This is a genomic window from Azospirillum sp. TSH20 (genome assembly GCF_003115935.1).
GTDB lineage: Bacteria > Pseudomonadota > Alphaproteobacteria > Azospirillales > Azospirillaceae > Azospirillum.
This window is the reverse complement of sequence record NZ_LGQU01000054.1, coordinates 86654-102976: the sequence shown is the minus strand read 5'-3', so window position 1 is coordinate 102976 and position 16323 is coordinate 86654. Positions and strand designations below refer to the sequence as shown.

The 16323-nt window shown below is 66.6% G+C and carries 12 protein-coding genes and 1 pseudogene; 7 read left to right on the top strand and 6 right to left on the bottom strand.

Annotated elements, in window-relative coordinates; all coding sequences use genetic code 11:
* Nucleotides 1-205: pseudogene (locus TSH20_RS35460) on the top strand (SAM-dependent methyltransferase); the annotation flags it as partial.
* 15 nt (nt 206-220) lie between these two features.
* On the opposite strand, the gene TSH20_RS16245 reads toward TSH20_RS35460, so the two are convergent.
* Complete coding sequence (locus tag TSH20_RS16245; RefSeq protein WP_109075717.1) at nt 221-1711, bottom strand: hypothetical protein; 1491 nt, start codon at nt 1709-1711, stop codon at nt 221-223.
* A gap of 106 nt (nt 1712-1817) precedes the next feature.
* Nucleotides 1818-2042, bottom strand: a complete 225-nt coding sequence (locus TSH20_RS16240; RefSeq protein WP_085089356.1) for a zf-HC2 domain-containing protein — start codon at nt 2040-2042, stop codon at nt 1818-1820.
* 351 nt (nt 2043-2393) lie between these two features.
* Between TSH20_RS16240 and TSH20_RS16235 the strand changes: the two genes are divergently transcribed.
* Entirely contained in the window at nt 2394-3254 is an 861-nt protein-coding gene (locus TSH20_RS16235) for an SDR family oxidoreductase (RefSeq protein ID WP_109075716.1), read from the top strand.
* Between the two features lie 133 nt (nt 3255-3387).
* Here the strand turns inward: TSH20_RS16235 and TSH20_RS16230 are convergent, their stop codons facing one another.
* Together TSH20_RS16230 and TSH20_RS16225 are read right to left on the bottom strand one after the other, a co-directional pair.
* Nucleotides 3388-3861 (bottom strand): sigma-70 family RNA polymerase sigma factor, encoded by a 474-nt coding sequence (locus tag TSH20_RS16230; protein WP_085089358.1) that lies wholly within the window; start codon nt 3859-3861, stop codon nt 3388-3390.
* Nucleotides 3862-4328: 467 nt separating this feature from the next.
* A complete protein-coding gene (locus TSH20_RS16225; protein WP_109075715.1) occupies nt 4329-4838 on the bottom strand; it encodes an N-acetyltransferase in 510 nt (169 codons plus the stop codon).
* 179 nt (nt 4839-5017) lie between these two features.
* On the opposite strand from TSH20_RS16225, the gene TSH20_RS16220 reads away from it, so the two are divergent.
* The 5 genes from TSH20_RS16220 (at nt 5018) to TSH20_RS16200 (ending at nt 12757) form a co-directional block, all read left to right on the top strand.
* Entirely contained in the window at nt 5018-7516 is a 2499-nt protein-coding gene (locus TSH20_RS16220; RefSeq protein ID WP_109075714.1) for a glycogen/starch/alpha-glucan phosphorylase, read from the top strand.
* Nucleotides 7517-7810: 294 nt separating this feature from the next.
* Nucleotides 7811-8851, top strand: a complete 1041-nt coding sequence (locus TSH20_RS16215; RefSeq protein WP_109075713.1) for an aspartate-semialdehyde dehydrogenase — start codon at nt 7811-7813, stop codon at nt 8849-8851.
* Between the two features lie 160 nt (nt 8852-9011).
* Nucleotides 9012-10619, top strand: a complete 1608-nt coding sequence (locus TSH20_RS16210) for a peptide chain release factor 3 (RefSeq protein ID WP_109075712.1) — start codon at nt 9012-9014, stop codon at nt 10617-10619.
* Nucleotides 10620-10812: 193 nt separating this feature from the next.
* Nucleotides 10813-12384, top strand: coding sequence for an ATP-binding protein (locus TSH20_RS16205; RefSeq protein WP_109075711.1), 1572 nt, complete (start codon nt 10813-10815; stop codon nt 12382-12384).
* Nucleotides 12377-12757, top strand: a complete 381-nt coding sequence (locus TSH20_RS16200; RefSeq protein WP_109075710.1) for a response regulator — start codon at nt 12377-12379, stop codon at nt 12755-12757. The genes TSH20_RS16205 and TSH20_RS16200 overlap by 8 nt, the downstream gene beginning before the upstream one ends.
* 10 nt (nt 12758-12767) lie before the next feature.
* On the opposite strand, the gene TSH20_RS16195 is transcribed toward TSH20_RS16200, so the two are convergent.
* Entirely contained in the window at nt 12768-13706 is a 939-nt protein-coding gene (locus tag TSH20_RS16195; protein WP_109075709.1) for a transglutaminase family protein, read from the bottom strand.
* Between the two features lie 4 nt (nt 13707-13710).
* Nucleotides 13711-16266 carry a circularly permuted type 2 ATP-grasp protein gene (locus TSH20_RS16190; protein WP_109075708.1) on the bottom strand — a complete coding sequence of 852 codons (2556 nt, stop codon included), beginning with the start codon at nt 16264-16266 and terminating at the stop codon, nt 13711-13713.
* Nucleotides 16267-16323 lie beyond the last annotated feature (57 nt).

The following is a 16323-nucleotide window of genomic DNA, read 5'->3' as shown; positions in this document are numbered from 1 at the left end:
CCTGCCGGGCGAAGCAGCCTCGCTTACTGGCGGGTCATTCGTGCTTGGCGCGACCCGCCGTTATGCCCATGCCGAACATTATGTCCGGGCGACGGCGGAAGCGGCCGGCTTCCTCATCCGCCTGATGGAACCCTGCAGCCCGCGACGGGAAAAGGGCATACCGGTTCCTGGCCTCCTGTTCGTGGTGGAACGGGCGGCACGGTAGCGATCCGGTTGCGGGTCAGATCGCCTGCGTATAGCGGCCGGTATCGCCGGGCAGGCACCAGCGTGCATGCAGTTGCCCCTTGGCGTCGAAGCTGCAGGCGATCCAGCCGGAACCGTACAGCAGGCGTCGCCCGCCCTCTGCGAAGGGCGGCATCTCGAACCGGTGGGCGGGCAGGGGATGGTCAGGGCGGGTCGCCAGCGGCTCCGCCAGCCGCGACTTCCATCCCCCCGCCGGGGTGGCGGACTTGGTGAAGCGCGGCGCATAGAGCTGCCACATCTCCAGTCCGCCGCCGCGCAGCACGCCCCGCGCCGCCGCTCCACCGGCGATTCCCCGCGAGGCGACCGTAATGCGGCAGCCGCTGCGTCGGGAGAAATCGGCCAATGTGCGGACCATCCGCTCCCATTCGGCATGGCGGCCCGGTGCCGCCCAGTGATCGCCCAACCGGCCGCGCAGCCGGGAAGGGAGCACGCCGCCCAGCCGGTCGAGCAAGGCGGCGGCCGGGGTCAGCAACGGCCCGCCGCTGACCAGGATCAGGTGACGACAGGCACCGAAGCGGTCGAGCCAGTCCGGCAGCATGCTCCAGCCCCGTTCCGACAGCATGCGCCGGCCGTTGCGGTCGCTCCAGCTGTCGAGCGTCAGCAATCCGACTTCTCCCATGGTGAAACCTTGGGCCAGCGTTCCGCACGCCGATCCCCACAGGCAATCGGGCGGGCCGTTGGCGACGGATCCGGTCTGGAAAAGCTGGACCTGCCGGCGGGTCGCCGCGAACAGCGGGCGCAGGCTGCGCGAGGCGGCGTCGCCCTCCTCCCGGCCGCCCCAGGCGCCGGCCAGCAACCGGCCGAGATCGCTGCCGTCCCACACCATCACCGAGGGGATCGACGCCAACGCCGACGCCGCGGCGGCACTGCTCCAGGTCCGCAGCATGCGGTCGAAGCCGGCGGCCATCAGCTCTTCCGCCACGCCGGGCAATGCGGGGCCAAGCCGGCGGGAGACATCGGACAGCAGGCCATTCGCCTGGGGAGCGGCGGCCGTCACGGCGTCGCCGTCGATCTGTCCGCCGGCCTGGACCATCAGGTGATAGCGGTCGGTGGACTGCCGGGACAGCAGATCGGACCAGAGGGCCGGTGACGCGCCGGTAGGGCCTTCGGCCTCCGGATCGCTACCGCCCGTTATTCCGCTCCCGTAAAGGATGGCCATGCGTGGGAGTGAATGACGACCCGGAACGACCACGGTCCAGCGGGGGCCGTCGGGAAATCCGTAGGTGACGTCGGTGTCGCGCATGCCGCGCGGGACAGCGAAGTCGAATCGCCAGAGCTGGCGGTGGCGCCAGTGCGTCAGGTGGCGCGGCGGGACGGGCAGGGTGACGCCATCCACCCGCAGATCGTCGGGTTCGACCTCTCCGTCCAGAACGAACAGTGCCGACAGCCACCAACGGTCGCGCTGCTCACCACGGAAATACAGGATGGGACCGAGCAGGATGCTCGGTTCCGCTCGTCTCGGCGCCATGCTTCATCCGTCCGAACCGGCCCTTCCCCCAAAGATTGGCCTGCCGCATGAGATAGCGCAAGGCGCCGCCGGACGGCGAAAAAATATCGCGCTCCGAGACGTACGGTCAGCCGTTCCGCTTGCGCAACAGCTCCAGCATTCGGGGCGGCACCTCTTCGTTCAGGACCGGGTCGTACAGGCGATGAAGCTCCTCCACATGCTGGCGATGCTGGGCGAGCAGCGCCTTTGCGTCGGGATCGCTCTCGACCACGCTTTCGAATTCTGCGCGCTCCCGCTCGTCCAGGGCGCCGTCCAGATAGGCGTTGATATCGGTCATCGTCACACGCTTCATCTCTGTCGTTCCCGGATGGGTCGCCGGGGTTCTCCCCTGGGACACGATCAACCGTGACACGTCCGGTGGCCCCGCCGTTCCCGGAAAGCTTGGCCTAAAGGACGCCTACCCCATCTTATGGGCATGATCCTGAGCCATACCAGTCCGACAAACGGCGCGATCACTGCTCACTTTCGAGGCGAGCAAACCGGCACTGCCATCCTCTTTCGCGTCGCCCGGCCAAGTAACAGGGCGGTGCAGCCGATTGTTCCGATTTCCGTTGGTGCGGAACGCCGCGCAATAGGGACTGTTGTGATTGTGCAACTCACCCCATGCGCGCCCCGACAGGGTTGCCGAAGAAGGAGAATGCCAATGGCGCAACAGGAGGGCAGACAACCGCCCCAGCACCAGAACACGCAGCCGGGCCATCAGGCGCCCATGACTCCCCAGCCTTCGGAAACGCGCCCCGCCTACCGCGGCAGCGGCAAGCTGCGCGACAAGGTTGCGTTGATCACCGGCGGCGACAGCGGCATCGGCCGGGCCATCGCCGTGCTGTACGCGCGCGAAGGCGCGAAGATCGGCATCCTGTACCTGAACGAGGACGACGATGCCCGCGAGACCCGCCGGCTGGTCGAAGCCGAAGGCCAGCCCTGCACCATCCTGAGCGGCGACGTCGGCAGTGAGGAAACCTGCAGAAAGGCGGTGGAGCGCATCGTCGGCGAGCATGGCCGCCTCGACATCCTGATCAACAACGCGGCCGAACAGCATCCGCAGAAGTCGATCGAGGACATCACCGCCGAGCAGCTTGAGCGGACCTTCCGCACCAACATCTTCGGACAGTTCTATATGGTGAAGGCCGCCCTGCCGCACATGCACGAGGGTGCCAGCATCATCAACACCACCTCCGTCACCGCCTACAAGGGCAGTCCGGAACTGCTGGACTATTCGGCGACCAAGGGCGCCATCGTCGCCTTCACCCGGTCGTTGTCGATGGCCCTGAGCGACCGCGGCATCCGCGTCAACGCGGTGGCTCCCGGTCCGATCTGGACCCCGCTGATCCCCTCCACCTTCGACGAGAAGAAGGTCGAGAACTTCGGCGGCAATGTGCCGATGAAGCGGGCCGGCCAGCCGGACGAGGTGGCGCCGTCCTATGTGTTCCTGGCATCCGATGACTCTTCATATATGTCGGGACAGGTGCTGCACCCGAACGGCGGCACGGTGGTGAACGGCTGAGCGGACTGGCTGACCGGAAGGGCAGCCCTCACAAGGTGGCCCCATGCGAAAAGCCCCCGTGCAGGGTGCACGGGGGCTTTTCATTCGTGGAGTGTTCGAAGCTGGCCGGCGGGCCGTCAGGAAAGGTGTCGGATCAGGCGGTCATCAGGTTGTTCAGCCGCTCCCGCGCACGGCACAGGCGGGAACGGATGGTGCCGATCGACACGTTCAGCGTCTCGGCCGCTTCCTGATAGGGACGCCCCTCGATGGCGACCAGCTTAACGACCTTGCGCTGGCTGGGGGTGAGCGAAGAAAAGGCGCGGTCGACATCGCGGAAGACCAGACGCGACATCTGCGCCGCATCGACCGACATGGCGCCGTCCCACAGCTCCACCTTCGTCACATGGCGGTCACGCTGCAGGTTGTTGAAATGCAGGTTCTTCAGCATGGTGGTCAGCCACGCCTGCATATTCGTGCCGGGTTCGAAACGATGTTGGCGCGACAGGGCGCGGGCCAGGCAGTCCTGCAGCAGGTCCTCTGCGGCGTTGGCGTCACGGGTCAGCTTGCAGGCATAGCGCTGCAGGTTCGGCATGCAGCGGATCAGTTCGTTTTCGAACGAGTACGCCATGGTCTTTCCTTCCTCCACGGTCTGTGTACGTCTCCCGCCGGCCGGGTGAACGGCAGCGCCCTTCGCGGTACGGGCGGGGCGCTGGGCGGGGACGGCATTGGGCTTTCCGGCGCGCAATGGCGGCGCCACCGGTTCGAAGGGCTGACAGTGTCTTTGCGGTCTTGAGCGCTCAGTATGCCCTGGCGGTCGTCTCCAGGGCGCTTCCGGCCCGGCCCGTCATCCGGTGCGGGTCGGCGGTCCCTGGGGGGTGTTGCGGAACGATCCGGTCGGCGGTGGCGTCATTGAGGCGGTCCCGTTGTTGCCCGTCGTTGATCGTGTCGGGAGCTAAACGCGCCGTCCGCCGCGGATGTTCCACCGCAGGATCCGGAAAGAGTGACATCGGTGGCAGATCGCGGAGATTCCGGTCCCGCCTCCGCTTGCCGGGCTTACCACCATCGAACGCGCCCGCCGGTGCGCCGCTGCAACACTCAGTCGTCGGAAAACAGAGGCTTTTCCAGGCGAAGCGCCGCCATTCCATCCTCGTAGTAATCGGGATATTCCGCGAAGCGCCGATAGCCGGCCGCGGTATAGAGCGCGATGGCGGCGGCATTGTCCGCCCGCACCTCCAACCTGATGCCGTCGCAGCCATGGGCGGCCGCGGCTTTTTCCAGCGCCGCCAGCAGGCGGCGGCCGATCCCCTGTCCGCGGTTGCCCGGCGCCACCGCGAAGGAGGTCAGGCGGGCGAAGCGCGTGCCGGCATGGAAAGCGACCACCCCATAGGCAAGTGGCGGCCCCTCCATATTCGGCACTTGGCGGTATGCCACCAGCACCACACCTTTTGCCTTTCGGATCGCATAACGGAAGTTGCGCTGCGTCATCCGGTCGGTCGGGAAGCTTCGCTCCTCTATCGCCAGCAGCGCGGCTATGTCGGCCAATTCGGCATGGCGGATGCGGATGCATGCTGCATCGCAGTGGACAGGATCGGATTCGTGAAGCATCGTTGACGGGAAAAAGGGGAGGGGACGACAGCCTACTCCCTTTTACCACAGCGAAACGATGGTGCGTTCCATGTGGGGAAAGCTTTGCTTAACCAACAGGGCAGACACTTCCGCCATAATTGGAGCGCCGTCCTTCCAGCCGCCCGCTCCTATTGGCCTTTCACGCAGAAAGTCAGGACATGGACGCTCGGTTTAAATCTCGCGACATCGAACGCCGCAGCCTTGATGTCGATGGCCTCAAACGGTCGTTCCTGGAATGGCTGGTCTATTCGGTCGGCAAGGATGCACGCGCCGCCACGCGCCGCGACTGGTTCCACACCGTGGCGCTGGCCGTTCGCGACCGCGTCGTCGACCGCTGGATGGACACGACCCGCAGCTATTACCAGGAAGACGCCAAGCGCGTTTACTACCTGTCCCTGGAATTCCTGATCGGGCGGCTGCTGACCAACAGCCTGTCGAACCTGGGCATCATGGACGAATGCCGTCAGGCGCTCGACCGCCTCGGCCTGTCGATGGACGATGTGGTCGATGCCGAGCCGGATGCGGCGCTGGGCAACGGCGGCCTCGGCCGTCTGGCCGCCTGCTTCCTCGACAGCATGGCCTCGCAGGGGCTGCCCGGCTACGGCTATGGCATCCGCTACGAGTTCGGCCTGTTCGAGCAGCGCTTCGAGAACGGCTGGCAGGTCGAATATCCCGAGCAGTGGCTGCAATTCGGCAACCCGTGGGAATTCGCCCGGCCGGAGGTGCTGTACCCGGTCCAGTTCTATGGCCGCGTCGAGGAGTTCCGCGACAGCGTCGGAGAGCGCGCCTATCGCTGGGTCGATGCCGACCGCGTGCTGGCGATGGCCTATGACACGCCGGTCGTCGGCTTCGGCGGCGAGACGATCAACACGCTGCGCCTGTGGTCGGCCCGCGCCACCCGCGACTTCAACTTCGGCCACTTCAACGACGGCGCCTATATGAAGGCGGTCGAGCAGAAGATCCTGTCGGAGAATCTCAGCCGCGTCCTCTATCCCAACGACGCGACGGAGACCGGCAAGGAACTGCGGCTGAAGCAGGAGTATTTCTTCACGTCGGCCTCGCTGCAGGACATCCTGCGCCGCTATCTGCAGCATCACTCCACCTTCGAGAATCTGCCCAACAAGGCGGCGATCCAGCTGAACGACACCCACCCGGCCATCGGCATCGCCGAACTGATGCGCCTTCTGGTCGATCAGCACGCCCTGCGCTGGGACGATGCGTGGGAGATCACCCGCGCCACCTTCGCCTACACCAACCACACCCTGCTGCCCGAAGCGCTGGAAGCCTGGCCGGTGCGGATGATCGAGCGGGTGCTGCCGCGCCACATGCAGATCATCTACGAGATCAACGCCAAGTTCCTGAACCGCACCAAGGCGCGGGCGGATGGCGACAATGTCAAGCTGTCGCGACTGTCGCTGATCGACGAGCGCGGCGAGCGTCGGGTCCGCATGGGCAATCTCGCCTTCCTCGGCTCGCACAAGGTCAACGGCGTGTCGGCCCTGCACACCGAGCTGATGAAGCAGACGGTGTTCGCCGATTTCCACGAGGAATTCCCGGACCGCATCAATAACAAGACCAACGGCATCACCCCGCGCCGCTGGCTGAAGCAGGCCAACCCGGCCCTGTCGGAGCTGATCACCACCCGCATCGGCGAGGGCTGGATCTCCGACCTGTCGCAGATCGCGGCATTGCGCGAGAAGGCCGACGACGTGGTGTTCCGCGAGGAGTTCCGCCGGGCCAAGCGCAAGAACAAGAAGCGTCTGGCCGCCTACATCGCCCGCCAGACCGGCGAGGAGGTGCTGGTCGACAGCATCTTCGACGTGCAGGTCAAGCGCATGCACGAGTACAAGCGCCAGCTGCTGAACGTGCTGCACACCATCGCGCTCTACAACGAGATGCGCGACAACCCGACGGTCAGCTGGGTCCCGGTGACCAAGGTGTTCGCCGGCAAGGCGGCGCCGTCCTACCACATGGCCAAGCTGATCATCAAACTGATCAACGACGTCGCCAAGGTGGTGAACCACGACCCGTCGGTGCATGACAACCTGAAGGTCGTTCTGCTGCCGAACTACAACGTCACCGCGGCCGAGATCATCATCCCCGCCGCCGACCTGTCGGAGCAGATCTCCACCGCCGGCATGGAGGCGTCGGGCACCGGCAACATGAAGCTGGCGCTGAACGGCGCCCTGACCATCGGCACGCTGGACGGCGCCAACGTCGAGATCCGCGAGCATGTCGGGCCGGACAACATCTTCATCTTCGGCATGACCGCGGAGGAGGTGAACGACCTGCGCGCCAGCGGCGGCTTCAACCCGCGCGATGTGATCGCGTCGAACCCCAGCCTGAAGCGGGCGCTCGACATGATTTCCACCGGTGCCTTCTCGCCGGACGACCGCAACCGCTACCACCCGATCGTCCAGGCGCTGACCGACGGCGGCGACCATTTCCTGGTGACGGCGGACTTTGCCGACTATTGCCGGGCGCAGGACGCCGCGATGGAACTGTACCGCGATCCGGAGGAATGGACCCGCAAGGCGATCCTGAACACCGCCAACATGGGATGGTTCTCGTCCGACCGTACGGTCAACGAGTACGCCCAGGAGATCTGGGACGTACACCCGGTGAAGCCGAGCCATGACGGCGAGGGGTTCCGGTAATCTCCAAGCCCGGCAATCTTTGATCAGGCGAATGCGCAGGCGCTTTACAATGCCTGCGCATTCGGATAAGAAGGCCCCATGAACCGCAAGGCCATCACCACCACTACGACCAAAAAAGCGACTCGCTTCGGCGGGCAGCGGCGTGGTGTGTGCTGATCGGATCGACCAGCGTTTCTTCCACGAGGCAGGCCCCGCCGGACAACGGACGGGGCCTCGTCGTATCCGGGGTCCGCTGTCCGAACGACCGATAGGCCGGTCCGATCAACAGTGCGATAGACAGGACGGAACCCCGCCATGAGCAGCAACAACGCCTCCGCTTCTTCCAAGTCCCTCCGCGTCGCCGTGGTCGGCGCCACCGGCGCCGTCGGCCGCGAGATGGTCAAGGTCCTGCACGACCGCAACTTCCCGGTCGCCGAACTCGGCCTGTTCGCCTCCGAGCGCTCCGCCGGCAAGGTGCAGGAGACCCCCTATGGCGCCCTGACCCTGCAGGCCTTCGATGCCGCGGTGGTGAAGGGTTATGACGTTGTCCTGCTGGCGGTGTCGGGCGACTTCGCCAAGGCGCACGCCAAGGATCTGGCCTCGGCCGGCGCGCTGGTGATCGACAACAGCTCCGCCTTCCGCTACGACGCCGACATCCCGCTGATCGTTCCGGAAATCAACGCCCACGTGTTCCGCGAGGCGTACGCCGCCGGCTCGCGCCTGATCGCCAACCCGAACTGCACCACGGCCATCGCCGTGGTCGCGCTCGGGCCGCTGCACAAGGCCTTCGGCATCAAGCGCGCCATCGTCTCCACCTATCAGGCCACCAGCGGCGCCGGTGCCGAGGGCATGGCCGAACTGGAAGAGCAGACGCGCAACCAGCTGGACGGCAAGCCGGTCACCAACAGCGTGTTCCGCCACCCGATCCCCTTCAACCTGATCCCCCAGATCGATGCCTTCCAGGAGAACGGCTACACGAAGGAGGAGATGAAGGTGACGTGGGAGACGCGGAAGATCATGGAGGTCCCGGACCTGCTGGTCAGTTGCACCGCCGTGCGCATCCCGACCTACCGCGCCCATTCCGAAGCCATCACGCTGGAGACGATCCAGCCGGTCACGCCCGACGCCGCCCGCGCCGTCCTGGCCGATGCCGCAGGCGTGAAGGTGGTGGACGATCCGGCCAACGGCGCCTACCCGATGCCACTGAACGCCACCGGCCAGTATGACGTCGAGGTCGGCCGCATCCGCACCAACCTGGTGTTCGGCGATCATGGCCTCGACCTGTTCGTCTGCGGCGACCAGCTGCTGAAGGGCGCCGCCCTGAACGCCGTGCAGATCGCCGAGCTGGCCCTGTAAGGTCCAGGGCAAGGCTGGACCCAAGGATCTGGAATCCCCAAGGATCTGGAATCCAAGTGCCGGCACTGCTATGTAATGCGACGGGGGCCGATGGGCGTGTTTCGCCTGTCGGCCCTTTCGCCGTTCACACGATCACCTTCTCTTGTCACGGGACCCGCGCATGTCCGAACTTCAGGACGCCGTCTCCCGCCGTCGGACCTTCGCCATCATCGCGCACCCCGACGCCGGTAAGACCACGCTCACGGAAAAGCTGCTGCTGTTCGGCGGCGCCATCCAGATGGCCGGTGCTGTCAAGGCGCGCGGCGAGCAGCGGCGCGCCAAGTCGGACTGGATGAAGGTGGAGCGCGAGCGCGGCATCTCGGTGACCGCCTCCGTCATGACCTTCGATTTCGACGGGCGCACCTTCAACCTGCTCGACACGCCGGGCCACGAGGACTTCTCTGAGGACACCTATCGCACGCTGACCGCGGTCGACAGTGCGGTGATGGTGATCGACGGCGCGAAGGGCATCGAGGCGCAGACGCTGAAGCTGTTCGAGGTCTGCCGTCTGCGCGACGTGCCGATCATGACCTTCTGCAACAAGATGGACCGCGAGGCGCGCGATCCCTTCGACCTGATCTCGGAGATCGAGAGCGCGCTGGCGCTGGAGGTCACGCCGGCCAGCTGGCCGATCGGCATGGGCCGCGACTTCCTGGGCTGCTACGACCTGATCCGCGACCGGCTGATCCTGATGGACCGCAGCAAGGGCGACGAGATCGACGAGGGCATCGAGTGCAACGGCCTGGACGATCCCCGTCTGGACGAGCTGCTGCCCGCCCACGCCGTCGCCAAGCTGCGCGAGGAGGTGGAGATGGCGCGCGGCCTGATGCCGGCCTTCGATCTGGAGGCCTATCGCGCCGGACATCTGACTCCCATCTATTTCGGCTCCGCCATCAACAATTTCGGCGTGCGCGAACTGCTGTCCGGTCTGGCGGAGAACGCCCCGCCGCCGCGCCCGCAGCCGGCCGATCCGCGCACCGTCCAGCCGGACGAGGACAAGGTCACCGGCTTCGTGTTCAAGGTCCAGGCCAACATGGACCCCAACCACCGCGACCGCATCGCCTTCGTCCGCCTCTGCTCCGGCCGCTACAAGCGGGGCGCCAAGCTGAAGCACATCCGCTCCGGCAAGCTGATGGCGGTGAACAATGCCGTGCTGTTCCTGGCCCGCGACCGCGAGGTGGCGGAAGAGGCGTGGCCCGGCGACATCATGGGCATCCCCAACCACGGGTCCTTGCGCATCGGCGACACGCTGACGGAAGGCGAGGATCTGCGCTTCACCGGCGTGCCCAGCTTCGCGCCGGAACTGCTTCAGCGCGTCCGCCCGGACGATCCGATGCGGGTGAAGCATCTGCGCAAGGCGCTGGAGCATTTCGCCGAAGAGGGCGCCTCCCAGGTGTTCAAGCCGCTGACCGGCGCCGACTGGGTGGTCGGCGTGGTCGGACAGCTGCAGTTCGAGGTTCTTGCCTCGCGCATCGAGGCGGAATACGGCATCGCCGCCCGCTTCGAGGGCGCCGGTCTGGACGCCGCCCGCTGGGTCGAAACCGACGACAAGGTCCAGTTGGAGAAGTTCATCGAGCTGAACCGCTCGGCGCTGGCGGAGGACCATGACGGCGCCCTGGTGTTCCTGGCCCGCAATGCCTGGCACCTGAATCGCGCGCAGGAGGATTTCCCGGCGCTGCGCTTCCTGAAGACCCGTGAGCAGAACCGCAAGGTCCACACGGCCGCATGAAATCGACGCCCGCCACCCGGCACAGGCCGCGGGCGGGCGTCTTTCCATGAGATAAATCTGTACAGCTCGACCCGAACGGACTGACGGCTTGACGGCGTCGGTCCGGTGGCGGACCTTGTGCGGGTGCGTGTGATGGTTTCGACACTTAAGCGATGGCCTCCGTCGGACGGGTATGGTCGGAAAAGAGGCGGACATGGCACTGGGATTGGACGAGCTTCTGGATAGCGGCGGGTTCATACCCCATGGGGTCTGCCTGCTCTGGCGCCCCGATATCCTGATGCTGCATGTCGGGTCCGATATTCTGATCGGCCTGTCCTATTTCTCGATTCCTGTGGCGCTGACCTATTTCGTCATGCGGCGCCGCGACGTGGCCTTCGGTTGGGTGGCGCTGCTGTTCGCGCTGTTCATCATCGCCTGCGGCACCACCCATTTCCTGTCGGTCTGGACGCTGTGGACTCCCGACTATGTGCTGGAAGGGCTGGTGAAGTTCATCACCGCCTTGGCCTCGCTGGCGACGGCGGGGGCACTCTGGTGGCTGATGCCGCGCCTGCTGGCCCTGCCCAGCCCACGTGAACTGGAGGCCAGCAATCGGGCCTTGGCGCTGGAGGTGGCGACACGGCGGGAGATGGAAACCCGCTATTCCGGCTTCTTCAACAATCTGGCCGAGGCGCTGTTCATCGTCCAGGTCCTTCCGGACGGTGATTTCGCCTACGAGGCGATCAACCCGGCGCTGGCGCGGATCGGCGGCCTGGATCCTGAGCAATTGCGTGACCGCCGTGTCCGGGATGCTGTGGCGCCGGAGTTGGCCAACCTGGTAATTCCCCGGTACACCGCCTGCCGCGATAGCGGTAAGACCATTGATTACGAAGAAACGCTGGACATGCCGGCCGGTCAGCGTGTCTTCCACACCATGCTGGTGCCGGTGAAGGATGCCGCCGGACGGGTAATCCAAATTCTGGGCAGCGGCCGTGACGTGACCGAGCGCAAACGCCTTCAGGAGGAGGTGGTCCAGACCTCCAAGCTGGCGACGCTGGGCACGCTGGCCGCCGGCATGGCGCACGAGATGAGCCAGCCGCTGAACGTCATCCGGCTTTGGACCGAAAACACCCTGAACCGCCTGCAGGAGAATCTGCTCGAACCGGCCCGTGCCGAAAAGGCCTTGAAACTGGTGATTGAGCAGACCGAACGCATGGGCAAGCTGATCGACCATGTCCGCACCTTCGGCCGGCGGGACGGCGGCGGCATGCGGGCCTTCCAACCCGCCAACTGCGTGCAGAGCGCCGTGGAGCTTGTGCGCCATCAATATGCGCTGGAAGACGTCGAGATCGTCGAAAGCTCAGGCTCGGCGCAACTGCCGGTAACCGGACGCCCCCTTGAATTGGAGCAGGTGATACTCAACCTGTTTTCGAACGCGCGCGATGCTATCGTCGCGCTTCGTGCAAATGGTGGGAAGGCGGGACGCATCATGGTGGCAGTCGGCGACGACCCGGACAGACAGAGCGTGGTCATCCAGGTGACCGACGACGGCGGCGGCATCGATCCCACGGTGTTGCCGCATATCTTCGATCCCTTCTTCACCACCAAGGAAGTCGGGAAGGGATCCGGCCTCGGCCTGTCGATCGGCTACGGCATCATCGACGGCATGGGCGGACGGATCGAAGCCCGCAACGTCGAGTTGGAGGGCGGAAGCCGCGGCGTCCGCTTCAGCATCACGCTGCCGAGCCAGCCGGTCTCCTCATCCGACAGGGAGTTCTCGCATGCCTGATCCGTTGCACATCCTGATCGCGGAGGACGAGGTGCTGGCGGCGATGGCGCTTGAGGATTTCCTGACCTTCAAGGGCTTCCGCGTCACCGTCGCCGCCAATGGGGTGGAGGCGCTTGAACGCTATGCCCGCGAGCGGGTGCACGCACTGGTGACCGACCTGCGCATGCCGCGCATGGACGGCGAGACGCTGATCCGGGAAATCCGCGAACGGGATGCCACCCTGCCGGTGGTGGTGATGACCGGTTATCTGACCCAGGACAGTGACCTGAAACAGGAGCGCTGGAAGCCGCTGGAGATCTTCAGCAAGCCCGTGAATCCGCGCACCATCTGCAACACGCTGCACCGCATGCTGGGCTTGCCGCAGGAGGCGTGAGCGGGATCGCTCAGTCCTCCAGCGGTTCGACGTCGACGCTGACGGTCAGGCCATGGCCGGCCCCGCCGACCAGGACGCCGCGGGCCGGGCTGACATCGTCGTAATCGCGCCCCCAGGCCACGGTGATGAAATCGCGATTGGCGACGCAGGCGTTGGTCGGGCAGATGTCCAACCAGCCAGCGGCGATCCCGCACCAGACAGATGCCCAGGCATGGCTGACGTCGGCGCCGACCAGCCGCGGCTGTCCCGGCGGGGGCAGGGTGCGCAGATAGCCGGAGACATAGCGTGCGGGAAGGCCGACGGCGCGGGCGCAGCCGACGGCGATATGGGCGAAGTCCTGGCAGACGCCGCGGCGGTTGCGCATCACCGCCGCCAGCGGCGTCGCCACCGTCGTCGCGGTGGGATCGAAGGCGAATTCGCGGTTGATGCGGTTCATCAGGTCGATGGCCGCCGCCACCGCCGGACGGCCGGGGGTGAAGCTGCCCCGGGCATACTCCAGCAACTCCGGGCTGGAAGCGACGAGCGCGCTGTCGAAGCAATATTGCGTGATCTCCGCCCCGTCGTCAGGCCCGGTCAGACCGCGCAGACTGTCGCGCACCTGTTCCCACGGCTGCGATTCGTTCGGAGCCAGCGCGGGCGGCTCGAACACCTCCACCTCGCTTTCGGCGATCACGGAGAAGGTCCGGTGCGGCTCCTGAACCGCGACATAGGTGACGGTGTTGCCGAAATAATCCACCCGCTCGGCCCGCACCGCCGGGACCGGATCGATGGTCAGCAGGCTGCGCCGGATGCGCTGGCGCGGGTGCGGCCGGGCGCTGAGATGCAGCAGATGGTGGGAGATCGGCACATCCTCGCCATAGTCGTAGGCGGTGGCATGGCGCACGCGATAGCGCGTCGAAAGGCCGCCACTGCTGGGGGAGGAGCCGGGAGCGTGGGAAGGGGGCGTCATCGCGTCAGGCCGATCGTGCGAAGGCATGGCTGAAATAGGCGTGCGCCAGGAAATTGGACACATCGGGCAACGACATCGCCAGCGTGTCGAGCAGCGTGCGCAACCCCTCGCCGGACGCCATCGCGTCGGTCCGTTCCAGGCTGTTGCGTGCGGCGGCGACGATGGCCAGCGCGCCGCCGGTCGGGTCCGTCCCGGTGCCGACGCCCTGGCTGGGCAGCGCCCGCATGTGGCGGTCCAGCGCCGCAAGCTGGAAAGCCAGCGCGCGGGGATTCGCCTCCTCCCCCAGCAGCAGGTCGAGCACGGGTGTGCGCAGCACGCTGGTCAGGTGGCGCGCGCGGTAGGTCATCACGCTCTCGCCCAGTTCCAGCAGCACCGACAGGGTGGCGGCCTGCACCGGCTCGTCCTCTCGGTCCAGGTCGGCGACATGGACCCCGCGCATCAGCGCGATCATGTGCAGCGAGCGTTCGATCCGCCGTCCGATGTCGAGGAAGCGCCAGCCGGCGCCCCGCGTCATGCTTTCCTGCTCGAGGCCGGAAAAGGCGGCCAGCGTGATCATCACGTCGTCCAGCCGCAGCAGCAGCGAGGCCGCGTCCATCCGTCCCTTCGGCGGCTGGGTCTGGCGGTCGATCGCCGAAACCACCCGCCACATGTCCATCGACAGGCGGTCGCGCACCGAATAGGCGGTGCGATGCAGGCGAAGCACCTGGGAACGCAGGCTGTTGGGATGGTCGGGGTCTGTCACCGCCGCGTGCAGCGCCTCGCGCAGGCCGCGGTTGGCGCCGCTTTCCGTCACCCGCGCCATCTCCGCCGGAATCATGCTCTGCGAACTGAGTAGGTCGAGCAACGGGCGAAGCTGCAGGGTGGCGCCCGGCATGTTGCTGTCGATCAGCCGACCCTGGGTGGCGCGCAGCAGGCGCAAAGCGCCCTCCGCCCGCTCGGCATAGCGGCCGAGCCAATAGAGGCCGTCGGCGACGCGGCTGGGGAGGTCGTTGGCGGACGGGCGGGCGCCGCTGGCCGTCGGCTCCGTCGCCAGCGCCGGGCGCGGCTGGGTGGAGGCGACGTTGGCCCGGCGCGGTGCCAGGATCCAGGTGTCCTTGCTGCCGCCGCCGCTCTGCATCGACACCACCAGACGGCCGGATTCGCTCGACACGCGGGTCAGGCCGCCGGGCATCACCGCATAGCCGCCGCTGGGGGTGGCGCAGAGGAAGACGCGCAGCACCAGCGGGCGCGGCTGCAGCCGGCCATCCTGCCAGACCGGTGCGGTGGAGAGCGCCATCTGCTCCTGCGCCACGAAATACCAGGGGCGGCGCTTGATCCGCTCGACAAGGACGGAGCGCTCGGCAGCCGACAGCTGGGCGCCGAAGATCGGCTCGAAGGACAGCGACGGGAAGGCCGGCTTGACCACCAGCCCGTCGAGATGGTCGATGACGTAGGCGCGTTCCGCGTCGTTGCCGCACCACCAGCTGGCGACGCCGGGCAGCCGCAGCTCCTCCCCCAGCAGATGGCGGCAGAGCGTCGGCAGCGACGACTTCATCGCCATCGATTCCATCAGGCCGGAACCCAGCGCGTTGGCCATCACGACATTGCCGGCCCGCACCGCCTCGATCAGCCCGGCAACGCCGAGCGAGCTGTCGGCGCGCATCTCCAGCGGATCGGCGAAATCGGCGTCGAGCCGGCGCAGGATCACGTCGACCTGCTCCAGCCCCGACAGGGTCTTGAGATAGACGGTCCGGTCGCGCACCGTCAGGTCCGCCCCCTCCACCAGCGTCAGGCCGAGATAGCGGGCGAGATAGACGTGCTCGAAATAGGTTTCGTTGTAGGGACCCGGGGTCAGGAGGACCACGCGCGGCAACCGGCCGGCGCCGCCGTTCCGCGGCGCGATGGACAGCAGGGTTTCCTTGAAGGTGTCGAAGAAGCCGGTCAGCCGCTCCACTTGGCAATGGCGGAAGCTGTCGGGCAGCACCTTGGCGATCACCGCGCGGTTTTCCAGCGCATAGCCGCTGCCGCTCGGCGCCTGGGTGCGGTCGGACAGCACCCACCAGCGCCCGTCGGGGGCGCGGGCGAGGTCGACGGCGTAGAAATGCAGATGCACGTCGTTCGGCACCCGGATGCCGTGGACCGCGCGGCGGAAGCCGGGGTCGGCATGGATCACCGACGGAGGCAGCCGGCCGTAACGGGTCAGCGTCTGCGGCCCGTACAGGTCGGTCAGGATGGCGTTCAGCAACGACGCCCGCTGGATCAACCCCGATTCGATGGCCTTCCATTCATGGGCCGGCAGCAGAAGCGGCATCATGTCAAGCGGCCATGGCCGCTCCATCCCATTGGGATCGCCGTAGATGTTGTAGGTGACGCCGTTCTGGTGCAGCAGCCGCCGCGCCTCCTCCCACCGCTGCGCCATCTGTTCGGCGTCGAGGGGGCCAAGCGTGCTCATGAAGGTCTGCCAGTGCGGCCGAAGCCGGCCCTGGCCGTTCACCATCTCGTCATAGACCTGGCCCGAGCCATAGCCGATGGCGTCGGCCTCGCCGAACAGCGATCCCTGGGTGAAGGGAACCGGCGGCATCCCGGACGGGATCACGGATGCCGGCGCGCGGAATGGCTGGTCGGATTGGGACAAGGT